At 69.5% G+C, this 23523-nt stretch carries 15 protein-coding genes and 2 pseudogenes; 12 read left to right on the top strand and 5 right to left on the bottom strand.

The annotated features are described in order from the left end of the window. The first annotated feature begins 206 nt into the window (after nt 1-206). Nucleotides 207-4214 carry a molybdopterin-dependent oxidoreductase gene (locus FBY35_RS08635; protein WP_399208359.1) on the top strand — a complete coding sequence of 1336 codons (4008 nt, stop codon included), beginning with the start codon at nt 207-209 and terminating at the stop codon, nt 4212-4214. Nucleotides 4215-4300: 86 nt separating this feature from the next. On the opposite strand, the gene FBY35_RS08630 is transcribed toward FBY35_RS08635, so the two are convergent. The 4 genes from FBY35_RS08630 to FBY35_RS08615 form a co-directional block, all read right to left on the bottom strand. Further along, entirely contained in the window at nt 4301-6241 is a 1941-nt protein-coding gene (locus tag FBY35_RS08630; protein WP_142213211.1) for an ABC transporter permease, read from the bottom strand. Nucleotides 6242-6331: 90 nt separating this feature from the next. Then, nucleotides 6332-7141: a molybdate ABC transporter substrate-binding protein gene (gene modA / locus FBY35_RS08625; RefSeq protein WP_142213210.1), complete on the bottom strand. Its 810-nt coding sequence runs from the start codon at nt 7139-7141 to the stop codon at nt 6332-6334. Nucleotides 7142-7242: 101 nt separating this feature from the next. Continuing rightward, on the bottom strand, nt 7243-7638 hold the full coding sequence (locus FBY35_RS08620) for a molybdopterin-binding protein (protein WP_142213209.1): 396 nt from the start codon (nt 7636-7638) through the stop codon (nt 7243-7245). A gap of 300 nt (nt 7639-7938) precedes the next feature. After that, nucleotides 7939-9906 (bottom strand): collagenase, encoded by a 1968-nt coding sequence (locus FBY35_RS08615; RefSeq protein ID WP_142213208.1) that lies wholly within the window; start codon nt 9904-9906, stop codon nt 7939-7941. An 876-nt stretch (nt 9907-10782) separates the two neighbouring features. Between FBY35_RS08615 and FBY35_RS08610 the strand changes: the two genes are divergently transcribed. Together FBY35_RS08610 and FBY35_RS08605 are read left to right on the top strand one after the other, a co-directional pair. Next, a complete protein-coding gene (locus FBY35_RS08610; RefSeq protein ID WP_222123119.1) occupies nt 10783-12741 on the top strand; it encodes a hypothetical protein in 1959 nt (652 codons plus the stop codon). A gap of 142 nt (nt 12742-12883) precedes the next feature. Further along, a pseudogene (locus tag FBY35_RS08605) lies at nt 12884-13272 on the top strand (ROK family protein); the annotation flags it as partial. Nucleotides 13273-13287: 15 nt separating this feature from the next. Here the strand turns inward: FBY35_RS08605 and FBY35_RS08600 are convergent. Then, nucleotides 13288-13857, bottom strand: coding sequence for a PadR family transcriptional regulator (locus FBY35_RS08600; protein WP_142213206.1), 570 nt, complete (start codon nt 13855-13857; stop codon nt 13288-13290). Nucleotides 13858-13964: 107 nt separating this feature from the next. On the opposite strand from FBY35_RS08600, the gene FBY35_RS08595 reads away from it, so the two are divergent. The 9 genes and pseudogenes from FBY35_RS08595 to FBY35_RS08555 all read left to right on the top strand — a co-directional run bounded on the left by FBY35_RS08595 (nt 13965) and on the right by FBY35_RS08555 (nt 23480). Next, nucleotides 13965-14396: a nuclear transport factor 2 family protein gene (locus FBY35_RS08595; RefSeq protein WP_142213205.1), complete on the top strand. Its 432-nt coding sequence runs from the start codon at nt 13965-13967 to the stop codon at nt 14394-14396. Nucleotides 14397-14502: 106 nt separating this feature from the next. Beyond that, complete coding sequence (locus tag FBY35_RS08590; RefSeq protein WP_142213204.1) at nt 14503-14901, top strand: cell division protein SepF; 399 nt, start codon at nt 14503-14505, stop codon at nt 14899-14901. 55 nt (nt 14902-14956) lie between these two features. After that, nucleotides 14957-16138: an AAA family ATPase gene (locus FBY35_RS08585; RefSeq protein WP_260848564.1), complete on the top strand. Its 1182-nt coding sequence runs from the start codon at nt 14957-14959 to the stop codon at nt 16136-16138. Then, nucleotides 16135-16470, top strand: a complete 336-nt coding sequence (locus tag FBY35_RS08580; protein WP_142213203.1) for a nucleotide pyrophosphohydrolase — start codon at nt 16135-16137, stop codon at nt 16468-16470. The genes FBY35_RS08585 and FBY35_RS08580 overlap by 4 nt, the downstream gene beginning before the upstream one ends. Before the next feature lie 182 nt (nt 16471-16652). Continuing rightward, a pseudogene (locus FBY35_RS37015) lies at nt 16653-17135 on the top strand (DUF6099 family protein); the annotation flags it as partial. A gap of 345 nt (nt 17136-17480) precedes the next feature. Beyond that, nucleotides 17481-18404, top strand: a complete 924-nt coding sequence (locus tag FBY35_RS08570) for an LLM class F420-dependent oxidoreductase (RefSeq protein WP_142213202.1) — start codon at nt 17481-17483, stop codon at nt 18402-18404. A gap of 5 nt (nt 18405-18409) precedes the next feature. Further along, the gene (gene mmuM / locus FBY35_RS08565) at nt 18410-19321 is read left to right on the top strand and encodes a homocysteine S-methyltransferase (RefSeq protein ID WP_142213201.1); all 912 of its coding nucleotides are present in this window, start codon (nt 18410-18412) and stop codon (nt 19319-19321) included. A 101-nt stretch (nt 19322-19422) separates the two neighbouring features. Next, on the top strand, nt 19423-20898 hold the full coding sequence (locus FBY35_RS08560; RefSeq protein WP_142213200.1) for a 3' terminal RNA ribose 2'-O-methyltransferase Hen1: 1476 nt from the start codon (nt 19423-19425) through the stop codon (nt 20896-20898). Beyond that, the gene (locus FBY35_RS08555; RefSeq protein WP_260848563.1) at nt 20895-23480 is read left to right on the top strand and encodes a polynucleotide kinase-phosphatase; all 2586 of its coding nucleotides are present in this window, start codon (nt 20895-20897) and stop codon (nt 23478-23480) included. Before FBY35_RS08560 ends, FBY35_RS08555 begins: the two co-directional genes overlap by 4 nt. The last annotated feature ends 43 nt before the right edge of the window (nt 23481-23523 follow it).

The following is a 23523-nucleotide window of genomic DNA, read 5'->3' as shown; positions in this document are numbered from 1 at the left end:
TGCTCGATCTCACAGTGCTGGCCCTGCGCGTGTGTGACGGGCGTTACCGTCCATGATCGGCCGAGGTCACACCGGCGTAATGGGCGTTTCGTACCGTCGGGGCACGATCCGATCCACAGAGAGGCCACCCGGTGACCACACAGGAGTCGCAGACCGGTTGCGCCCAGGTTCGGACGGTCTGCTCGTACTGCGGTGTGGGCTGCGGGATGGTTCTCGACATTGGGTCGGGCCCGGACGGCCGCCGCAAGGTGCTCAAGGCGTCGGGCGACAAGGCACACCCGGCCGGGTTCGGCCGGCTGTGCACCAAGGGCGCGACAACGGCCGACATGCTCGCTGCCCCCGGCCGGCTGACCACCGCACTCGTGCGCACCGAGCGCGGGGCCGAGCCGATACCCGCCGGTGTGGACGAGGCGATCACCAGCACGGCGCAGAGGCTGCGGACCATCATCGACGAGCACGGGCCCGACGCCTTCGCTCTTTATGTGTCCGGGCAGATGAGCCTGGAGGCCCAGTACCTGGCGAACAAGCTGGCCAAGGGCTTTGTCCGCACCAACCAGATCGAGTCCAACTCCCGACTGTGCATGGCCAGTGCCGGCAGCGGCTACAAGCTCTCCCTCGGCGCCGACGGCCCGCCCGGCTCCTATCAGGACTTCGAGCTTGCGGATGTCTTCTTCGTCATCGGCTCGAACATGGCCGACTGCCACCCGGTCCTCTTCCTGCGGCTGATGGAGCGGGTGAAGGCGGGAGCCAAGCTGATCGTCGTCGACCCCCGGCGCACCGCCACCGCCGACAAGGCGGACCTCTTCCTGCAGATCAAACCGGGAACCGACCTGGCTCTGCTCAACGGCCTCCTGCACCTCCTGCACGAGAACGGGCACACGGACGCCGGCTTCATCGCGGAGCGCACCGAAGGCTGGGAGGCGATGCCGGAATTCCTCGCCGACTACCCGCCCGCGACCGTCGCCGAGATCACCGGCATCCCAGAGGCCGACATCCGCTCGGCGGCGGAGTGGATCGGCACCGCGGGGGAGTGGACGAGCTGCTGGACCATGGGGCTCAACCAGTCCACCCATGGCACCTGGAACACCAACGCCCTGATCAATCTGCACCTGGCGACCGGCGCGATATGCCGCCCGGGCAGCGGCCCGTTCTCGCTCACCGGCCAGCCCAACGCCATGGGCGGTCGCGAGATGGGCTACATGGGCCCCGGGCTGCCCGGACAGCGGTCGGTGCTGGTCGACGAGGACCGTGCCTTCGTCGAGGAGCTGTGGAACATCGAGCCCGGCACGCTGCGCAAGGACGGATCCGGCAAGGGCACCGTCGAAATGTTCCAGCGAATGGCCGACGGCGACATCAGAGCCTGCTGGATCATCTGCACCAATCCCGTCGCCTCGGTCGCCAACCGCAGGACCGTCATCGAAGGGCTGGAGCGGGCCGAACTCGTCATCACTCAGGACGTGTTCGCCGAGACCGAGACCAACGCCTACGCCGACGTCGTGCTGCCCGGGGCTCTGTGGGCCGAGACCGAGGGCGTGCTGATCAACAGCGAACGCAACCTCACCCTTGCACAGCCGGCCCTGGACCCGCCGGGGGAGGCGATGGCGGACTGGCGGATCATCGCGCGTATCGCCTGCGCCATGGGTTACGAACGTGCCTTCTCCTACGACAGTGCCGAGGAGATCTTCGAGGAGATCAAGCGCGCCGCGAACCCGAAGACCGGGTACGACCTGCGGGGAGTGACCTACCAACGGCTGCGCACCACATCGGTGCAGTGGCCCGCCGCGAGTGCCGAAGGCCCCGACCGCAACCCCATCCGCTACCTGGCAAAGGACGGCGGTCCCGTGTTCCCGACGGCGAGCGGCCGCGCGGTCTTCTTCGCCCGCCCGCACATTCCGGCCGCCGAAATGCCCGACGACGACTACCCGTTCGTCCTCAACACCGGGCGGCTCCAGCACCAATGGCACACCCTCACCAAGACCGGAAAGGTCGCCAAGCTCAACAAGCTCAACCCGACGCCGTTCGTCGAGCTCCACCCCGAGGACGCCGGACGGCTGGGGATCGTGGAGGGCGACTCGGTCGAGATCGCGTCCCGGCGCGGCCGGGCCGTGCTGCCGGCCGTGGTGACCGACCGGGTGCGGCCGGGGTGCTGCTTCGCGCCGTTCCACTGGAATGACCTCTTCGGGGAGTACCTGAGTATCAATGCGGTGACCAGCGACGCCTTCGATCCGATCTCCTTCCAGCCCGAGTTCAAGGTGTGCGCGGTGACACTGGCGAAGGTGGCCGCACCGGCAGCCGTGACTCCGTCGACCCCCGACATCCCGGTCGCGGAGCCGGCGGTGATCGTGCCGACCACCGTCCAGCCCGGCGCGGCCTCGGTCTTCGGGCTTGAGAGCACGCCACCGCCTGTGCTCGCCGAGCACGAACGCCAGTACCTGGTCGGCTTCCTGGCCGGACTGGGATCAGGCGCGCCCGGCGTTCCCGTGCTGCCGGCCGGTTCGCCGTTCAGCAAGGAGCACGCGCGGTGGGTGAACGGCGTTCTCGCCGGCATGTACTCGCGTGCCCCGCAGACCGAAGAGCCGACGGGGCAAGCCACTTCCCAGGGCCGTGAGGTGATCGTGCTGTGGGCCTCGCAGACCGGCAATGCCGAGGAGTTCGCGGCGGCCACCGCCGACCGGCTGACCGCAACCGGACACCGTGCCGCGCTCATCGGCATGGACGACACGGACCCCGGGTCCCTCCCTCCCGCCGCCGACCTGCTGTTGATCACCAGCACCTTCGGTGACGGCGACGCACCCGACAACGGATCCGGGTTCTGGGACGCCCTGACAGCTGCCGACACACCGCGCATGGACGGCAGGCGGTACGCGATCCTGGCCTTCGGAGACTCCTCGTACGACGACTTCTGCGGTCACGGACGCCGCCTGGACCAGCGGCTGGACGAGCTGGGGGCCGTACGCCTGCTCCCGCGCACCGACTGCGAACCCGACTACGAGCCCTCGGCCCAGGCATGGCTCGACCGGATCCTCACCAACCTCACCGCACAGCCGGGGACCGGCCCCGCTGCCGCCCCGCCTGCCGCACCCGTCCGCAGCGCCAAGCCGGCCCCCGTCGCTGCCCGGCTGACCGGCAATCGGCTCCTCAGCCTCCCCGGAGCGGGCAAGGAGGTCCGCCGGTTCACCTTCGACATCTCGGAAAGCGGGACTCCGCTCGCCTACGAGGCCGGTGACGCTCTCGGCGTGCACCCCGTCAACTGCCCTGATCTCGTCACCGAATGGCTGGCCGTCACCGGTCTTGACCCTGCCGCCGCCGTCGACATCGCCGGTATCGGCGAAGTCTCCCTGACCGACGCCTTGCGCCGGCACCTGGACATCACCAAGCTCAGCCCCGCCCTGCTGGGCTTCGTCACCGAGCGCACCGGCGACCGTGAGCTGAAGAAGCTGCTGCGCCCCGACAACAGAGGCGAACTCGCCCAGTGGTCCTGGGGCCGCCAAGCCGTCGACGTCATCACCGAACACCCCGTCCGTGCCACCCCGCAGGAGTGGACCGGCGTCCTCACCCGCCTGCTACCCCGCCTGTATTCCATATCGTCCAGCCCGCTCACCGACCCCCACCAGGTGTCGCTGACCGTCTCCGTGGTCCGGTACGAGAGCCTGAACGGCCGCCCCCGCAAGGGCGTGTGCTCGCCGTTCCTCGCCGACGCCGCCGCTGACACCCCGGTGCCGGTCTTCGTCCAGCGCTCCCCGCACTTCCGGCCTCCCGCCGATGCCGACACCCCCACGGTGATGGTCGGCCCCGGGACCGGAGTGGCTCCCTTCATCGGCTTCCTCGAGGAACGCCGGGCCCGTGGCCACCGAGGCCCCAACTGGCTCTTCTTCGGCGAACAGCACCGCGCCACCGACTTCTACTACGAGGACGAGCTGACCGCCTTCCTCGCCGACGGCATACTCACCCGCCTCGACACCGCTTTCTCGCGCGATCAGCGCGCCAAGATCTACGTCCAGGACCGGATGCGCGAACACGGTCCGCAGCTCTGGTCATGGCTCCAGGGCGGCGCACACTTCTACGTCTGCGGCGATGCCGCGAGGATGGCCAAGGACGTCGACCAGGCGCTGCGCGACATCGCCGTCGCCCACGGTGGTCTCGATCCGGACGCGGCGGCTCTGTACGTCAAGCAGCTCGCCGCCGACAAGCGGTATGTCCGCGACGTGTACTGATCCGCGCCGGTCGAGCAGGAGCGGGCGCCGGTTCCCGCCGGGGCATCTGGCCGTCGTCCGCCCGGTTCGCGTGCGGCGTGATCGGCTCAGAGCGCCACGACGGTTGCTTCAGTCGCTTTGACGCTGGTCCAGACGGGCGTGCCCTCGGCGAGGCCGAGTTCGGCGGCGGCCTGCGGGGTGATCTCGGCGACGAGGTCCGGCGCCTGCTGCGACGTGATGAGGACACGTAGCCGGCTCCCGCTGGTGGTGATCTCCCGTACGGTGCCGGGCCACACGTTGCGAGGGCTGCCGCTGGGCTTGTCACGGTGCACCGCGACGGCTTCGGGAGCGATGATCGCGAGGGCGCCGATGCCGGCCGGGAGCGGGTCCGCCACGACGAGCGTGCCGCCGCCGGTGAGTTGGATGCCTTCGGCGGTTGCGGTGCCGGGCCAGGCGTTGCGGCCGAGCATGCGGGCGACCCAGGGGGAGCGGGGGTGGCGAGTGACCTCGGTGGGCGGTGCGTCCTGCAGGGCACGTCCGTCGTCGAGGACGAGGACCCGGTCGGCGAGCGCGACGGCTTCGACGGGGTCGTGGGTGACGATCAGGCAGACGCCGCCGAAACCGTCGAGATGACGGCGCAGGGTGTGCCGGACGTGGGCGCGCGTGGTCTGGTCGAGGGCGGCAAGCGGCTCGTCGAGCAGGAGGAGTCTGGGGCGTGCGGCCAGGGCCCGGGCGAGCGCGACACGCTGGGCCTGACCACCGGAGAGCTGAGCCGGCTTGCGATGGGCGAGATGGCCGACACCGAGCCGGTCGAGCCACTCCTGGGCGCTGCGACGTGCCTCGGCGCACGGGACGTCGTGAGCGCGCAGTCCGTAGGCGGTGTTGGCCAGCGCGCTCATGTGCGGGAACAGGGCACCGTCCTGCGGGACCCAGGCCACGCCCCTGCGGTGCGGGGGGAGTGCGGTGACGTCGGTGCCGCCGAGCCGGAGTTCGGCGTGGGCGCGTGGGGTGAGGCCGAGGAGGGCGCGCAGCAGGGTGGTCTTTCCGGCGCCGTTGGGGCCGACGACGGCGATGGTGGTGCCGGGTTCGGCGTCCAGGGTGAGCCGGTTGAAGCCGGTGACCTCGGTGTGCAGGGGCCAGAGTTCCTGCGGAGCCGCGCGCTGTTCGTCGGCGGGCTCGGGGACCGGGGCCACACCCGGTTCGGCTTCGTCCACCGGGGGTCCGGGTACGTGCCTGCGGGCGGCGGGCGTTCCGGCCCAGCGGCCGCGCAGCGCGACGAGTACGAGCATCGCGATGGCTAGCAGCAGCAGAGAGACCGATGTCGCTGCCTCCGGCTCGTCCTGGAGCAGCAGGTACACCTTCAGAGGCAACGTCTGCGTGGTGCCGGGGAGGTTGCCGGCGAAGGTGATGGTGGCGCCGAACTCGCCCAGCGCCCGAGCCCAGGTGAGGGCGGCTCCCGCGATGAGACCGGGGGCGACCATGGGCATCGTGACCGTGAAGAACACCCGCACCGGCGAGGCCCCGAGGGACGCGGCAGTCTCCTCGTACCTCGGACGCAGCCCGCCCAGTGCCCCTTCGAGGCTGATGACGAGGAACGGCATTGCCACGAACGTAGCGGCGACAACCGCGCCGGATGTGTGGAAGGGCAGGGTGATGCCGAAGGTGCTCTCCAGCCAGGGGCCGAGCAGTCCACGGCGGCCGAAGGCGAGCAGCAGGGCGACACCGCCGACCGTGGGCGGCAGCACCATGGGCAGCAGGACGAGGGACCGGACGAGCGACTTCCCCGGGAACGGCACACGTGCCAGCAGCCACGCCAGCGGCACGCCGAGGACCACGGACAGCCCGAGAGCCCAGAGGGAGACGAGCAGCGACAGCCGCAGCGCCTCGGTGGTGCCCGGAGTGGTGAGATGGTCCGCGAGTTCGCCCCACTGGGTGCGGACGAGGATCCCGATGAGGGGCAGCATCAGAAACGCGATGGCGAGCAGCGCGGGGATCGCCAGGGCGATCGGCGTGCCGGGGCCCGGTGCGCGACTGCGGATTCGTTTCATCGGGGATCCCTGGGCTTCGTGGTGATGGATGAGGGAAGGGGCTGTCCGTCTCCCCCGGAACGGACAGCCCCCTCACGCCAGTCGCCGAGACTACGGCTTCTGGAATCCCGCGTCCTGGAGGATCTTCTGCGCCTCGGGCGTGGACAGCCACGCAACGAACGCGGCGGCGGCCTCGGCGTTCTTGGACTGCTTCAGCGCGGCGGCCGGGTATTCGGCGATGGCGTTCTGCGCGTCGGGGATCTCGACGGCGTCGACCTTGTCGGGGGCCGCTTCGGCGTCCGTCTTGTAGACGAGACCCGCGTCGGCCTCGCCGAGCTCGACCTTGCTCAGTACCGCCCGGACGTTCGGCTCCTGCGAGACGGGCTTTACGGCGATCTTCTGGGCGTCGAGGACCTTCTTGCTGTACTTGCCGGCCGGCACCTCGGGGGCGGCGAGCACAACCTTCAGCTTCGAATCCGCGAGGTCCTTCAGTTCGTCGACCTTGTGCGGGTTGCCCTGGACGGTCGCGATGACGAGGCGGTTCCTGGCGATGACGGTCGAGGTGGCGGCGTCCGCCTTCACGCCGTTCATGCTCTTGGTGTCGGCGGTGACCAGGGCGTCGGCCGGGGCACCCTGCTTGACCTGGGCGACAAGTTCCTGGGAGCCGGCGAAGGCGAACGTGATCTTCGTGCCCGGGTTCTTCTTCTCGTACGCCGCGCCGGCCTTCTTGAACACGTCGGTCAGCGAAACTGCTGCCAGCACCGTCAAGTTGGCCTGGGGAGCACCGGTGGCCGCCCCGCTGGCCTTCGCGCTGCCGGTGTCCTTCTCGGAGTCGTCGTTGCCGCATGCCGAGAGCGGAACGAGGAGCGCAGCAGTCAGGACCGCAGCGGCGGCGCGGCGTCTGGTGAACGTGAGGGACATGGAGGGTGGAACTCCCTGGGGATGCGGTCGGCTGGTGCCGTCCGAGCGGATGGTGGTGAGCCGCGCCGGTGACGGGCGACGCCGCTTGGGTGCCCGAGGGTTCAGGTGCGGTCGATGTGCACGCTGGTCGACTTCACGCGGGCGGTGGCTTGCATGCCGACCTCCAGCCCCAGTTCCTCCACGGCCTCGCGGGTCAGGAGTGAGACGAGCCTGTGCGGGCCTGCCTGGATCTCGACCTGCGCGGCTACGTCGCCGAGCTTTACGGCGGTGACGATGCCGGGGAAGGCGTTGCGGGCGGAGGTGTAGCAGGAGTCCTCCTCGCCGATGCCGCCTTGGGCGACCTCGACGGAGAAGGCGGCCAGATCGCGGCCGTCGATGAGGCGGCGGCCGCCGTCGTCGCGGTGGGTCGCGATCCGGCCGGCATCCGCCCAGCGGCGCGCGGTGTCGGGACTGACGCCGAGCAGACGTGCCGCCTGTCCGATGGTGTAGGACTGCATGTGCAATACGGTATGGCGATTCTCCTCTCATTTGCAATAGATCAGTCGATTCTCCATGGCAGGTGCTGTGCCATTGGAGGAACGGGCAATTGCACCGCGCGGGGCGTCCTGCTGTGTGATCGGGCGGCAATCAGGTCTGCTCTGGTCTGCCGGGCCGGACACGGATGCGCCCCGACGCCTGCGATGTGTGGCTAGAACGGCTGCGACGGGTGTGGGCAGGGCAGAGACGGCCTTTTGCGGCGGCTGAGCGGACCGGTGCCCCACCCGCCTGTTGCGGATGGGGCACCGGGATCGCCTGTGTCAGTACTCGTTGCTGACCGTCACCACTGTTACCGCTTTCTTGGCAGCGTCGCAGTCGCCGGCGGCGCACTTGCTCAGCCAGCTTGCGAAGTCGGCGTCGTAGTTGGTGCCGATGGTGCTGGTGAGCAGGGTGCGGGCGGCGTTCCAGTCGCCGGTGCGGTAGTGGCCGAGCAGGGTGGTCACGTCCTGGGGGTGGGACTGGATCAGGTAGCGGATGGCCAGGTAGCCCCACTGGTAGATCCGGGTGGTGTCGGAGTTGTCGTACGTGGTGTCGACGAGCTGGCTGAGTTTGTAGGTGTTCTTGCCCGCCTCGGTGATCGCCTTGTCGTAGGTGACGTTTCGGTACGAGTAGGAGATGTACTCGGCGAAGCCCTCCACCCACACCACGGTCGGGGTGGTCGTCCCCGCTGCGAAGTCGCCGTACATGTCGAAGCGGCCGTCGAGGTAGTGGGTGTACTCGTGGTTGAGGTTCCAGATCTGGAAGTCGGGGCGCAGCCACTCCGCCTCGTAGGCGATGAAGCGCGGCTGGTTCCCGGCCTTGGCCGGGTCGCCCTCGAGGTACATGCCGCCGTTGTCCGTGGAGATGCCGTAGAGGACCCCGGCGTAGGTCTTGTAGTCGGTGCTGGAGTCGAAGGCGACCACTTCGAGGGTGGTGTTGTTGTCGTCCTTGACCGGCCCGTTGTCCTTGACGATGCCGTGGAAGTAGGCGTCCTGCTTGAGGAGGCTGTCGCAGCTGGCCGACAGCTCGGTGTCGGTCATCTGCTGGGCGAGGATCGTCAGGCTCGGACCGCAGGTGTGCTTGACCTTCAGGACGGCTTCGCGCACCCGGTCCTGCAGGTCGCAGGTGCCGTAGGACGAGCAGTTGGCCTTGTCGTACTCGTCCGTCATCTCGGCCACGCCGATCCAGAGCGGGGCGGTGCGCCCGGTGATCTCGCTGCGGTCGAGCAGTTGCCTGGCCAGCGGGCTGACGGTGGGCTGGAGCGCCGCGTGCTGCAGGAAGCGTCCCAGCTCACGCCCGGCGTTGCTGGTCAGGTAGGCCTTGTCGGTGCCGAGCAGGGCGTCGTGGGCGACGGCGAAGTCGCGCAGCACGGTGAGGATGGTCGGATCGGCCTGCACGGCGGACACGAAGTCCGGAAGCTGGTGGCCGCGGAACAGGATGGTGTAGGTGTTGTTGACCGCCGCGACCATCGACCAGGAGCTGTCGTACGAGGAGTCGTAGCCGGTGAGCAGGCGCTTGACCACGCTGAGGAAGCGGGCGTTCTCCCCGGAGCTGTCGACCAGGGTGACCGTCTCGGACAGGACGGCGCCGTTGCCGTCGTTGACGTCGAAGGCGCGGGGTGAGGCGTAGAAGGCATCCAGGCCGCCCTGGATGGCGCTCTTCAGCGCCGGGCCGTAGTCGCCGACGGTTTCCGGCTGATTCCACTGCACGTAGTACCCGGCACGCAGGTAGAGCACCACCTGGGCGGCCGAAGTGCTGTTGTTGCCAGGGTAGTTGGCCGCTGTATCGCGCAGCGCGTCCGCCACCGTGACCATCTGTTCCTCACGGAAGAGATCTTTGGCGTTCGAACCGGTCACGTTGAAGAACGTGTTGATGCAGGTGGTTTCCGCGTCCTTGATCTGCTCGATCAGGGCGCTGCCGGTCTTCGAGGTGAAGTCGCTGACCCGGCAGTCCGCCGCGGCCTTCGGTGCCTTCTTGGTGCGCCGGACAGCATCCTTGATACTGCGGAGCGGTGGACGGTCGGCCACGGGCATGGTCGGCTTCATCGCTCGCGCGGTGTCGGGGGCGAGCGCGGTGGCATCCGAGGTGGGGGTGGCCGGCTGCGGGGCGGGGGCCGACCTCGGTTTGAGGTCCTTGGCCCCGGCCGGGGTGGCCTGCCCGGTGGGGGTGAGCAGGGTGAGACCCAGGCAGGCGATCAGCGCGCCTATCAGTAGGCGAGCGAACTGTCGTGTTGTGGGGGAACTGCGCATGAGGGTGTGGCCTCCAGGCCGGTCGGCGGTGTGGGGGTCCGCGGACCGTGGTGACAGCGGGAGTTGGGCATTCCCATAGCTGTCATGCCCACGGAAACTGCGAAGGTACAATTTCACAGTTCACATGGCAATGGAAGCCTCGTGGGCGATATTAAAACTGACGTCTCGTCAGGGATGCTGTAGAGCAGGCCACTTGGGCTCGCCTGAGCCCTCTATGCGCTTGGCTTTCAGGGCGCCTTCACCTCGACTGCGCCAGGCGGTGGTGACTTTGCGGGGCTGGTGGTAGCGGGGCGGCCGTCAGGGGACGGCCATGCTCGCCCTGCGGAGCGGCCGGCTCGGCCCCTCCGTGCGCCCTGAACCGCACCGCTGAACACCTCGTCGACGATGTCCCAGGCGTTCATCGTGTACGCCGACGAGGCCAACTGTGTGTGCACGGCATGGGCTCGCCACATGTCGCTGGCCCGGATCCGGATCCGGCGTGGCCCGACCGGCCCCTCCATCCCGCCGGTGGCCGGCGAGGCTCGTGTTCACAGTGTGTGCTGGATTACCCACCCAAAATTACGTGTGATGTGATATTGCACACTCGATTATGTTGCCTCCATGCTGTGCCAACCTCCTGGCCAGCCCTGCCAGGAACTCCCCTCGCAGCGGAGGACCACAATGATCCCCAAGTTCAGACCCAGACGATGGGCCGTCGCTATCGGCGCGGCGGCCGTCCTCATATCCGGTGGGCTCGCGTCGACGGCGGCAGCCGTCCCTCAGGCCACGAGCCCGAAATGTACGCTTACCGTCCCGAGCAGCCCTCGGTCGGAGACCCCGTCCAGTTGTGTCGCGGTCGATGTGAAGCTGGACAAGCTCCCAGTCAAGGGTGAGACGGTGGCCCTCCGGGTCAGCCTCCGTTCCCAGGTCCACGTCGCACACGCCCGACTGACCGTCCGGGTGCCCGACACCCTCCAGCTCATCACCGAGGGTTCCCCTCTGAGCGCGCCCAAGCAGGTAGGCCCGTGGCTGGACGCCAAGGGCGTGGTGGCCCTCGACACCAACAAGCGCACCTTCACCCTGCATGTCCGCGCCACGGCGGAGGGGCCCGCCCAGATCGAGGCCAACCTCACCGACGCCGACTCGCCGTCGCCGGAGCGGGAAGCCCACGGTTCGGTGCTGCTCACCGTCGGCACGAACAAACCGGGCGAGGAGGTGTCCCGCTCAGGGGTGGACATCACCTCGCTCCCGGGGCGTTCGGGCGAGCGGCGCTCGACGGCGGCCTCGGTGAGCAAGAAGTTCGCGAAGGTTCCGCGGACCGGCGGAGGCACCGGCGTGGTTGCCCAGGTCGCCGGCCAGCAGGTCTGCGTGAGCGGCGGCTTCAACTTCACCAACCAGGCGGGGACGTGGCTGGGCGGCCGCAACCTCACCGTGAAGCTGTGGGGGAAGACCACCGCGAATGCCGCGCAGCAGGTCTACGCCAGTGGCCTGACCGACAACTCCGGCGCCTACAACCTCTGCTTCACCCTGCCGGTCGACTCGATGTACCTGCTCTTCGTGGAGTTCCGGTCGGAGAGTGCGCTCTGGCAGGTGACCAACGGCAGCGGGTCGGTGTACTCGACCACCACGCCTGCGGTCTACAACGTCACCACCAACCGGAATCTCGGCTGGACGGCGCCGACGGCAGCCCAGATGCGCGCCTGGCACACCTTCGACACCCTCAACCTGACCTGGTGGTGGCGCGGCTCCAACACCAGTTGCTGGACCTCCCACGAGACCAGCAACTGCAGCAAGATCACAGCCCAATGGTGGGCCGGCAACGCTGACGGCGGCTACTACTTCCCCGGGGCCAACGCAGCCGCCAGTTACATAAGACTGCGGGACAATGACCCCGACTCAGAGCACCTCGTGGTCCACGAATCCGCTCACGCTCTGATGCACCACCTGTACACCTGGTGGTGGCCCAACGCAAATTGCGCCGGTCACCTGATCTGGGGGGCTCTGAACACCTCGTGCGCCTGGACCGAGGGGTTCGCCAACGCTGCCGCCGGCAACGTCAAGGGCGACAACCAGTTCGTCTGGCCCAGCGGCTCCTCGGTCAACATGATGAACTCCACCTGGTTCGACTCCGGCCAGCCGGTCTCCATCACCAACTGGCAGAACGGCGACGCGGTGGAAGGCCGCGTGGCCGGCTCCCTGATCGACCTGTGGAACCAGGTCGACGGTGGAAAGGCGAGCACGATCAACCTGCTACTGAATCACAGGGAGTCGAGCTTCGGCGGGTACTTCAAGAACGACCGCCCCAGCGCCGGGCTGGACACGTCGAACAATACCCGCAACTGGGTCTACTGGCACACCATCGATTACCGGGCCAGCCTACTCAACTCCAGCTTCGAGGCCAACACGTCTGGCGGCCAGACCGGCACGGCCGGTTGGAACTGGACAGCCACGATGGGTGGGTCGTTCGTCGGCAACTGGTCGACGTACCCGGCCAACACCGGTTCCAACTACGCCTGGTTCGGCGGCTATGGAGCGACCGAAACGGAGACGATGTCCCAGCAGGTCACCATCCCGAGCAACGTGAACCAGGCGTGGTTGGGGTACTACAGCCGCATCGGCACCCTCGAGACCGACCAGGTGGCGTATGACACGCTCAAGGTGCAGGTCGTCGACGGCACCACCACCACCACGCTGGGAACCCTGTCCAACGTGAACGCCAACAGCAGCTACGTCTACCGCTCCTACGACCTCTCCGCCTACCGGGGACACACAGTGACGATCAAGCTGCTCTGCAACGAGGACGCCTCCCTGCGAACCGACTTCATCGTCGACGACGTCACGGTCAACACCGCCTGACAGGCAACGCGGGCGGCACCGCGGGGCGAGGTTCCGTCCCGCGGTGCCGACACGTTCCTGCCCAGGCCGTCGGGCCTCAGGCCGTGACCGGTTCCGTGCCGCTGTCGCGCGGACCGGTACCGCTGTCCTGCCGGGCGCGGTAGTCCGGGACGCCGTCTCGGGCGAGGCCGTCGTCGAGGCCGCCCGCGCGCTCGGCATGACGGGACCGCTGACCGCGAAGGACGTCTTCGAGGCGGCACGCCGCGACAACCCCGCGGTGGTCAAGGTGGTCCGTCAGGAGGGCGAACGGCTCGCCCACACCGTCGCCGCGGTGGCCGCGGTCCTCGATCCCGATCTCGTCGTGCTCGGCGGAGGTGTCGGCCACAGCGCGGACCTGCTGCTGCGGACCGTGCAGGACACTCTCAAGTCCCTTACGCCACTGCTCCGAAGGTCGCGCCGAGCACACTCGGGGAGGACGCGGTGCTGCTGGGGGCGGTGGCCACGGCGCTGGGTGCGGCGCGGGACCTGGACTTCGAACGCCGCGCGATTTAGGCAAGCCCCTACGACCTACAACTGCGCGCGGTCCGGCTGCCGTTCGCGCAGAACGGCCGCGATCCGCAGGCACCAGGTGCGGTTGTCCTCCTCGAAGGCCAGACCGCGCAGACAGGTCAGATACGGCCCGATCCGCTCGCCCCCGCGCAGGAATTCGTCCTCGTCCATGTCGCCCCGCATCTTGCGCAGAAGCTTGCCGAAGAGCTCGATCTTGGCGGCTGCGACGGACGCGCGCTCTTCGAGCTGTTCGATCACCGGCCCGGTCCCGATGCGGTCGGAGGCCTGGACCTTGACGAGGAGGTCGTCGCGGACGAAGGAGGGCTTGGACGCGGTCGCGGCGAACTTCTCCAGCTCGGCGAGACCCGCGTCGGTGACCTTGAACAGGCGCTTGTTGGGCCGCGTTTCCTGCACCACCTGCCGACCCGTGACCAGCCCGTCCTTCTCCAGCCGGGCCAGCTCGGCGTAGAGCTGCTGGGGCAGGGCGTGCCAGAAGTTCGCCACGCCGACATCGAACGCCTTGGCCAGCTGGTAGCCGCTGTGTTCGCCGTCCAGCAGCGCCGCCAGTACGGCATGTCGCAAAGCCATCGCGGCAGCCCCTTCCCTCGGTCTCTGTTCCCATGATACCCAAGAAAGTGACTAGTCAGATATTTGAGTAAGCAGGCCCCGCCGGAATCGGGGCAACAGGAGGAATCATGGAGACTGTCGGACGCTTCCGCGCCGCCGTGGAGAAGCGGGATCTCAGCGCATTGGAAGACCTGTTCACCGAGGACATCCGCTTCTACAGCCCGGTGAAATTCACCCCCTTCGAAGGGCGGCCGATGGTGCTCGGTCTCCTCGGTGTCCTGCTGCGTACCTTCGAGGACTTCCGCTACGTCGGGCAGCTCCAGGGCACGGCCCGGACCAGCACCGACGGCGACGAGACCCCCTCGGAGATCCTTGTCTTCCGGGCCGTGGTGAACGGCAAGGAGGTCCACGGCATCGATCTCCTGCAGTTCGACGAGGCGGGCCTGATCAAGGAGTTCACCGTGATGATCCGCCCCTTCTCCGCGGTCGAGGTCATGAGGGACGCGGTCTTCGCGGGCCTGATCGCCGCCGGCCTCGTCCCCGACCCCACCACGGGCTGACCGGACGTCCGCATGGACCGGACGGCGGGCCCCCGCGCATCGACCCATGGCCGACTCGCCCGTGTCGCTGTTGGGCCGAACGGGTGAGGAGCGCGAGGATGGGCGCATGAGTAGGTACGAGAGGTACGACGTCACCGACGAGCAGTGGGAGGGCCTGGCCCAGGTCGTCCCACTGCGCAGCCGTAACGAGTGGCCCTCGCGAGTCGACCACCGCACCGTCCCGCAGGATTATGCGGCGGCCGAGCAGCGGCGTTTCGTCGTGCTGCGGGTGCAGGTCTTCGCCGACGCGCGCGAGGTCGCCGAATACCTCGTCGCCCAGATCCCGGTGCTGCTCGACCTCACCGGCGCCGACACCGAAGTCGCCAAGCGCATCCTGGACTTCAGCAGCGGAGTCGTCTTCGGACTCGGCAGCGGGATGCACCGGGTCGACCGGAACGTCTTTCTGCTGGCCCCGATCGGCACGGAGGTCGAAGGGATCGCGGCGGCCGCGGTCCCCCGTTCGTAGGAAGGTCATCCAGAGGAACGGTTCCGCGCGAGGCGCGCTGCGTAGCGTCCCGATCATGAACGCCACCTCCCCCGCCGGGCCCCCGCTCACGCCCGAACGCACGCAGCCCACCGGCGCGAACAGCGCCCGCCCCACCGTCACCGAACTGCGGCTCTCCGCCTTCAGGGCCCACCGGGGCGCGAACTTCCCCCTCGGCCCGCTGACGCTCTTCGCGGGCGCCAGCGGCAGCGGCAAATCGAGTGCCCTGCAGGCGTACGAGGCACTGGCGCGACTCGGCGCGGGCGAGGAACTCGACAGCGTCTTCCCCGATCCCTCGGCATGCGTGCCGGAGCGGGCCGATGCCGACGGGCAGGGTCGGCGGGGATTCAGGATCGGCTGCACGGTCGACGGTCCGGCCGGTCCCGTACAGCTCGACCTCGCCGTGCAGGCCGAGCCCGAACTGCGCGTCGTCGGCGAACGGTTGGCGGGCGGCGGACGGATCCTGCTGACGAGCGCGCTGCGCGATCCCGCACGGTCCACGGTGCAGGCGGCATGGCATACGGCCGGTGCGGCGACGGTCACGCGCGCACCGCTTCCGGACGACCGGCTCGGCACCGCGCTGCTGCCGCTGCGCGTGGCCGGTAAGACCCAGGGCCAGTTGCAGGTGCTGGCGGCCGCCGAGCAGGTGGTCGTCGCGCTGAGGTCGGTCTTCGCCTGCGATCCGCAGCCGCACCGGATGCGCGAGCCGGTCGAGGTGGGGGAGGGGCGGCTGCGGCGCGACTGCGGCAACCTCGCCGCGGTGCTGCACCGGACGCGGAGCGAGTGCGCCATCCGGCACGCCCGGCTGGTCGCGGCGGCCCGGGTGGGCTGCGGGGGCACGGTGGAGGAGCTGGCCGTCGAGGAGTTGGGCGACGGGACGGTGCGGGCGCTGCTGGGCCGGGGCGGAGCGCGCGCCGGGACCCCCGTGGGGCGGCTCGGCGAGGGCGAGTTGCGATATCTGGCCCTCGCGCTGGTGCTGCTCACCGGGCCGGGAGTGCTGGCCATGGAACAGGCTGACGAGGTCCCGTCGGCATACCAGGCGCTCACGGTGCTCGCCGACGGACTCGACCGCTGCATGGATCCGCGGCAGGTCCGCCAACTGGTGGCGCTGGGTGCTGAGATGGCGACGAGGGGGCATGTCCGGCTGGTCGGAGCCGTGGCCGACGCGTCGTACGCGCGCGGAGTGGACGGTGTGACGGTGGTAGACCTGGTGCCGTGACGAGAGAAGACGACGGACTGGATGTGGCGGGGTTGCAGCGCCGGCTCGCGGAGTTCGCGGCGGCGCGGGGCTGGGAGCCGTACCACACCCCGAAGAATCTCGCGGTGGCGCTGAGCGTCGAGGCGTCCGAACTGGTCGAGATCTTCCAGTGGCTGACGCCCGAGCAGTCGGCCCGGGTGATGGACTCGGACGGCTCGGCGCACCGGGTGCGGGACGAGGTCGCCGATGTGCTCGCGTATCTGCTGCAGTTCTGCGAGGTCCTCGGCATCGACGTGCTGGCAGCGCTCTCCGACAAGATCGACCGGAACGAGATTCGCTTCCCGGCGGAGTGATTCTGCGCGGGTCCGATGCTTCGCCGATCAGGGCTTCGTCACTCTATGGAGTTAGCGAGTTATCCACATCGGCCTTGGTGTCCACAGATTTCCGAATTCCCCTGGCGTTCGGGCTCAATCGCCTTCACTCTGGGTAATGAACTGAGTGGGCAGTAAGTCGTACGAACGGGGGCGGCGTACACATGGACGCGGAGCGGCTCATCGGGCTCAGTCGGCACGCCTTGGCGCGGAGCCGTGAAGTGCCCGACATCGTGGCGGAGGCGTGGCAGGCACAGGCTCTCGCCCAGGCGATCGGAAGCAGACTGGCGGCGTACGGGCCGCCGGAGTTGAGAGGTGAGGCACGGGGACTCACAGAGATCGGTGGACGGGCGTGCGGGGTGCTCGACCATCCGATGGTGCGCAGCGGCGGGGTCAGAGCCGCGCAGCTTTCCGAAGTGGGGGATGCACGGGGGACGTTGATCGCCCTGGGCACCCTGTTGGCGGATGTGGGCATCGCCCTGGTCGCAGTCGCCTGTTCCACCGACGAGGAGGGGCTGTACTGGCAGTGCATCGAGGCGATAGACGCTGCCGACGAGTCGAGCGACCGGGTACGGGGGATGCTGCGGCGGCTCACGGTGCGGGAGGGCGACAGACCTCCCGAAGCGGTCCTGGGCAGAGCGGGTCCGGCGGCTGCGCCGGACGCGCGGGACGCTCCCGCCGTGTCGAAAGCGCCCAGAGCGTCCGGGGCGCGGGAGGCGTCCGGCCCGCCTGCCGTGTCCCGAGCGCCGGGGTCCTCCGGGCGGCGCTCCGGCCCGCCGGGCTCCGACGGAATTGCGGGTTCGTCCGGATCGGCGGACGGCGCGGACGCACCCGTGGATGCGGTGGACTCGACGGCGGGGTCGTCATGACGCCGGACACTGACCGGCTCGGGCCGGCGGCGTCGCCGGGCTGACGGCTCCGACCCGACCGGGCCGGTGCGTGCCTGGCCGGGACCGTGGGGCTGACGGCCATCGAAGGTGCAGGATGGATCCATGGATCTTCGAATCTTCACCGAGCCCCAGCAAGGGGCGAGCTACGACATCCTGCTGACCGTTGCCAAGGCCGCCGAGGACCTCGGATTCGACGCCTTCTTCCGCTCCGACCACTACCTCGCCATGGGGTCCGCCGACGGGCTGCCCGGACCGACCGACGCCTGGATCACCCTGGCCGGGCTGGCTCGGGAGACCAAGCGGATCCGCCTCGGCACGCTGATGACCGCGGGCACGTTCAGGCTGCCGGGCGTGCTGGCCATCCAGGTCGCCCAGGTCGACCAGATGTCGGGCGGCCGGATTGAGCTGGGCCTCGGCGCGGGCTGGTTCGAGGACGAGCACAAGGCGTACGGCATTCCGTTCCCCAAGGAGAAGTCCGCGCGCCTGGAGGAGCAGCTGGCGATTGTCACTGGGCTGTGGGGCACGGAGATCGGCGAGAAGTTCTCGCACGAGGGCAGGTACTACCAGCTCGCCGACTCGCCGGCGCTGCCCAAGCCGTTCCAGCGGAAGGTGCCGGTGCTGATCGGTGGGCACGGGGCGATCCGCACCCCGAGACTGGCCGCGCAGTACGCCGACGAGTTCAACATTCCGTTCGCCTCGATCGAGGCCAGCGAGCAGCAGTTCGGCCGGGTCCGGGCCGCCGCCGAGGCGGCCGGGCGTGGCGCGGACGACCTGGTGTATTCCAACGCCCTGGTCGTCTGCGTGGGCAAGGACGACGCAGAGGTGGCGCGCCGCGCCGCCGCCATCGGACGGGAGGTGGAGGAACTGAAGGCGAACGGCCTGGCCGGCTCGCCCGACGAAGTGGTCGACAAAATCGGGCGGTACGGCGCGATCGGTGCGTCCCGGATCTACCTCCAGCTCCTGGACCTGGACGACCTGGAGCACCTGGAGCTGATCTCGGCCCAGGTTCAGTCCCAGCTGAGCTGATCCCTGTGCGCCCCGCCCGCCCCCTTGCCGCCGCCCTGGCCGAGGGTGTCGTCGTCCTCGACGGTGGCCTCTCCAACCAGCTCGAGGCACAGGGCTGCGATCTGTCCGACGAGCTCTGGTCGGCACGGCTGCTCGCCGACGATCCCCGCGAGATCGAGGCGGCGCACACGGCCTATGTGCGGGCGGGCGCGCAGGTGCTCATCACCTCCAGCTACCAGGCCACCTTCGAGGGCTTCGCGCGGCGTGGAGTCGCAGAGGAGGAGGCGGCGGGGCTGCTCGCCCGCAGTGTTGAACTGGCCCGCGCTGCCAGCGAGTTGGCTGCGGGTGAGGTGTGGGTGGCGGCATCGGTCGGTCCGTATGGGGCGATGCTGGCGGACGGCAGCGAGTACCGGGGGCGGTACGGGCTGTCCGTGCGGGAGCTGGAGCGTTTCCACCGGCCGAGGATCGAGGCCCTCGTCGCGGCCGGACCCGATGTGCTCGCGCTGGAGACGGTGCCGGACATGGACGAGGCGGAGGCCCTGCTGAGGGCGGTGGACGCCTATCGGCTGCCGGTCTGGCTCTCGTACACGATCACCGGCGAGCGCACCCGGGCCGGGCAGGAACTGGCGGCGGCCTTCGCCCTGGCCGCAGGCCGCGACCAGGTGATCGCGGTCGGGGTGAACTGCTGCGAGCCGAGCGACGCGGAGCGCGCGGTGGAGCTGGCGGCCGCGGTCAGCTCCAAGCCGGTCGTCGTCTATCCCAACAGCGGGGAGCGGTGGGATGCCGGGGAACGGGGGTGGCGGGGCGGGGCGACGTACGACCCGGGCAGGGTCGGGGACTGGCTGGCGTCCGGGGCCCGGCTGGTGGGTGGTTGCTGCCGGGTGGGGCCACGGCAGATCGCGGAGCTTGTGAGTGCCGTCAGGCAGGCCGGCCGGTAGGGAAGGTGGGGCGCGGGACGTGTCGGACAGGGCGTCCCGGGGCCCGCACGCGGCGGGAATTCCCTGGTCGGGGACGGGTGAATCCGGCCATACTCGTACGCGTGTTCCTGACGATCAGTACGACCGGCACCCCAGAACGTTCCGCGACCGACCTCGGTTTTCTGTTGCACAAGCATCCCGACAAGGCGCAGACGTTCTCCACCTCGCACGGCGCGGCGCATGTCTTCTATCCCGAGGCATCCGCCGAGCGCTGTACGGCCGCGCTGCTGCTGGAGGTGGATCCGGTGGCACTGGTTCGGCGCGGCAAGGGGAAGGGCCGCGGCGGAGCACCCGATTCGGCGCTCGCGCAGTATGTGAACGACCGGCCCTACGCCGCGTCCTCGCTACTGGCAGTCGCGCTGAGCAGCGTGTTCAAGAGCGCCCTTCGGGGCGTGTGCGCCGCGCTGCCCGGACGGGCCGAGGCACCGCTGCCGCTGCGCGTCGAGGTGCCGGCGCTGCCCGCGCGCGGTGGAGCCGAGCTGGTCCGCAAGCTCTTCGGGCCGCTGGGCTGGACCTCGGTCGAGGTGGAGCCGGTCGCGCTGGACGAGCAGTTCCCGCAGTGGGGCGACTCGCGCTACGTACGGCTGGTGCTGGAGGGGGAGTTGCGGCTCGCCGACGCGCTGCGGCAGCTGTATGTCCTGCTGCCGGTCCTCGACGACGCCAAGCACTACTGGGTCGCGCCCGACGAGGTGGACAAGCTGCTGCGGGCGGGCGAGGGCTGGCTGGCCGAGCACCCCGAGCAGAAGCTGATCACCAGCCGCTACCTCTCCCGGCGCTGGGGGCTGACGCGTCAGGCGATGGAGCGTCTTGAGCTGGTACGGCTCGCCGAGGCCGACGACCTGGAGGTCGAGTCCGTCGACAATGCCGTGGACGAGACGACCGACACGGAAGACAAGCCCGTGCCGCTCGCCGAGCAGCGGCGGGACGCGATCCTCGAGGCGCTGCGCGGTGCCGGGGCGAGCCGGGTGCTCGACCTGGGCTGCGGACAGGGCCAGTTGGTGCAGGCGCTGCTCAAGGACGTTCGCTTCACCGAGATCGTCGGAGTGGACGTCTCGGTGCGGGCGCTCACCATCGCCGGGCGTCGGCTGAAGCTGGACCGGATGGGCGAGCGGCAGGCCGCACGGGTCAAGCTGCTCCAGGGCTCGCTCACCTACACCGACAAGCGGCTCGCGGGCTATGACGCGGCCGTACTGAGTGAGGTCATCGAGCACCTGGATCTGCCGCGGCTGCCCGCGCTGGAGTACGCGGTGTTCGGATCCGCGCGCCCGCAGACGGTGATCGTGACCACGCCGAACGTCGAGTACAACGTCCGCTGGGAGACGCTCCCCGCCGGGCATGTGCGCCATGGCGACCACCGCTTCGAGTGGACGCGTGCGGAGTTTCGCGCGTGGGCCGGTGAGGTGGCCGAACGCGACGGTTACGGCGTCGAGTTCGTAGCCGTGGGGCCGGACGACCCCGAGGTCGGGCCGCCCACTCAGATGGCTGTGTTCAGCAGAAAAGACACCACCGAGATCGAGAAGGAGGCGAAGGCCGCATGACCATGTCCACCACGACCACCGCGCCCGTGAAGCGTCGGCTCCCGGTGACCGACCTGTCCCTCGTCGTCCTTGTCGGCGCCACCGGGTCGGGCAAGTCCACCTTCGCCCGCAAGCACTTCAAGCCCACCGAGGTCATCTCCTCGGACTTCTGCCGCGGCCTCGTCGCCGACGACGAGAACGACCAGAGCGCGAGCGGCGACGCCTTCGACGTACTGCACTACATCGCGGGCAAGCGGCTCGCGGCCGGGCGGCTGACCGTCGTCGACGCCACCAACGTCCAGCCGGAGAGCCGCAAGCAGCTGGTGCGGCTGGCGCGCGAGTACGACGTGCTGCCGATCGCGATCGTCCTCGATCTGCCGGAGGAGGTCTGCGCCGAGCGCAATGCCTCCCGCCCCGACCGGGCCGGGATGCCGCGCCATGTCATCCAGCGCCACCGCCGCGAACTGCGCCGTTCACTGCGCGGCCTCGAACGCGAGGGCTTCCGCAAGGTGCACGTCCTGCGCAGGGTTGAGGAGGTCGAGGCCGCCGAGGTCGTCCTGGAACGCCGCTACAACGACCTCACCCACCTCACCGGCCCCTTCGACATCATCGGCGACATCCACGGCTGCAGCTCCGAGCTGGAGACGCTGCTCGCCAAGCTCGGCTATGTGGACGGAGCACACCCCGAAAGCCGTACGGCGGTGTTCGTGGGTGACCTGGTCGACCGGGGACCCGACAGCCCCGGCGTTCTGCGCCGCGTCATGGCCATGGTCGCCTCCGGCCACGCCCTGTGCGTGCCGGGCAACCACGAGAACAAGCTCGGACGCTGGCTCAAAGGGAGAAACGTCCAGCACACCCATGGACTGGCCGAGACCATCGAGCAGTTGGAGAAGGAGGACGGCGCCTTCCGCGAGCAGGTGCGGGAGTTCATCGACGGACTCGTCAGCCACTACGTCCTCGACGAGGGCAGGCTCGTCGTCTGTCACGCAGGACTGCCCGAGAAGTACCACGGGCGCACCTCGGGCCGGGTCCGCTCGCACGCGCTGTACGGCGACACCACCGGCGAGACGGACGAGTTCGGCCTGCCCGTGCGCTACCCGTGGGCGGAGGACTACCGGGGCCGGGCCGCCGTGGTCTATGGCCACACGCCGGTGCCCAGCACCTCATGGATCAACAACACCATCTGCCTGGACACCGGAGCGGTCTTCGGCGGCCGGATGACGGCGCTGCGCTGGCCCGAGCGCGAACTCGTCGACGTACCGGCCGAGAAGGTCTGGTACGAGCCGGTCAAGCCGCTCGGTACCGAGGCGCCGGGCGGCCGCGACGGCAGGCCGCTCGACCTCGCCGATGTGCAGGGGCGCCGGGTGGTGGAGACCCGGCACATGGCCCGCATCGGCGTGCGCGAGGAGAACGCCGCGGCGGCGCTCGAAGTCATGAGCCGTTTTGCGGTCGACCCGCGGCTGCTCACCTACCTGCCGCCGACGATGTCACCGACGGCGACCTCGAAGGAGGAGGGCTATCTGGAGCACCCGGCCGAGGCATTCGCCCAGTACCGGGCGGACGGCATCGGCACGGTCGTGTGCGAGGAGAAGCACATGGGCTCGCGGGCGGTGGCGCTGGTCTGCCGTGACGCCGCGGCCGCTCGCGAGAGGTTCGGGGTCGGGGGTAGCTCCCATGCCGCAGGCTCTGGGGGAGGCCCGACGGGAGCGCTGCACACGCGTACCGGACGGCCGTTCTTCGACGACCCCTCGGTCACCGAGGAGATTCTCGGCCGGCTGCGCATGGCCGTCACCGAGGCCGGGCTCTGGCAGGAACTGGACACTGACTGGCTGCTGTTGGACGCTGAGCTGATGCCCTGGTCGCTCAAGGCGTCCGGGCTGCTGCGCTCGCAGTACGCGGCGGTGGGAGCCGCCTCCCGCGCCGTCTTCCCGGGCGCCACGGCTGCCCTCGAAGCGGCCGTCGCGCGCGGCCTGGCGGTCGACGCGCTGCTCGCCGAGCAGCGCGACCGGGCCGCCGACGCCGCGGCCTTCACCGAGGCCTACCGGCGCTACTGCTGGACGACCGAGGGACTGGACGGGGTACGTCTCGCGCCGTTCCAGATTCTCGCCGTGCAGGGGCGTTCGCTCGCCTCCGTACCGCACGACGAGCAACTGGCCTGGCTGGACCGGCTGGTGGAGCACGACCCGACGGGTCTGCTCCAGGTCACCCGTCGGCTCCTCGTCGAGACAGCCGACGAGGCCTCGGTGTGCGCCGGTGTCGACTGGTGGCTCGAGATGACCGGCAGGGGCGGCGAAGGCATGGTCGTCAAGCCGCTCCAGGCCCTCGCGCGGAACGGCAAGGGCCGGCTCGTGCAGCCGGGCATCAAGGTCCGCGGCCGTGAGTACCTGCGGATCATCTACGGCCCCGAGTACACCCGCCCGGAGAACCTGGAGCGGCTGCGCAACCGGTTCCTGAACCACAAGCGCTCGCTGGCCCTGCGGGAGTACGCGCTGGGGCTCGAAGCCCTCGACCGGCTTGCGGACGGGGAGCCGCTGTGGCGGGTTCACGAAGCGGTGTTCGCGGTGCTGGCACTGGAGTCGGAGCCGGTCGACCCCCGGCTCTAGGCCGGTCGACCCCCGGCTCTAGGCCGGTCGCCCCCCGGCTCCA

This window comes from Streptomyces sp. SLBN-118, from assembly GCF_006715635.1.
Classification (GTDB): Bacteria; Actinomycetota; Actinomycetes; order Streptomycetales; family Streptomycetaceae; genus Streptomyces.
Note: the sequence above shows the minus strand (reverse complement) of the source record. Positions and strands in the feature narration are given on the sequence as shown.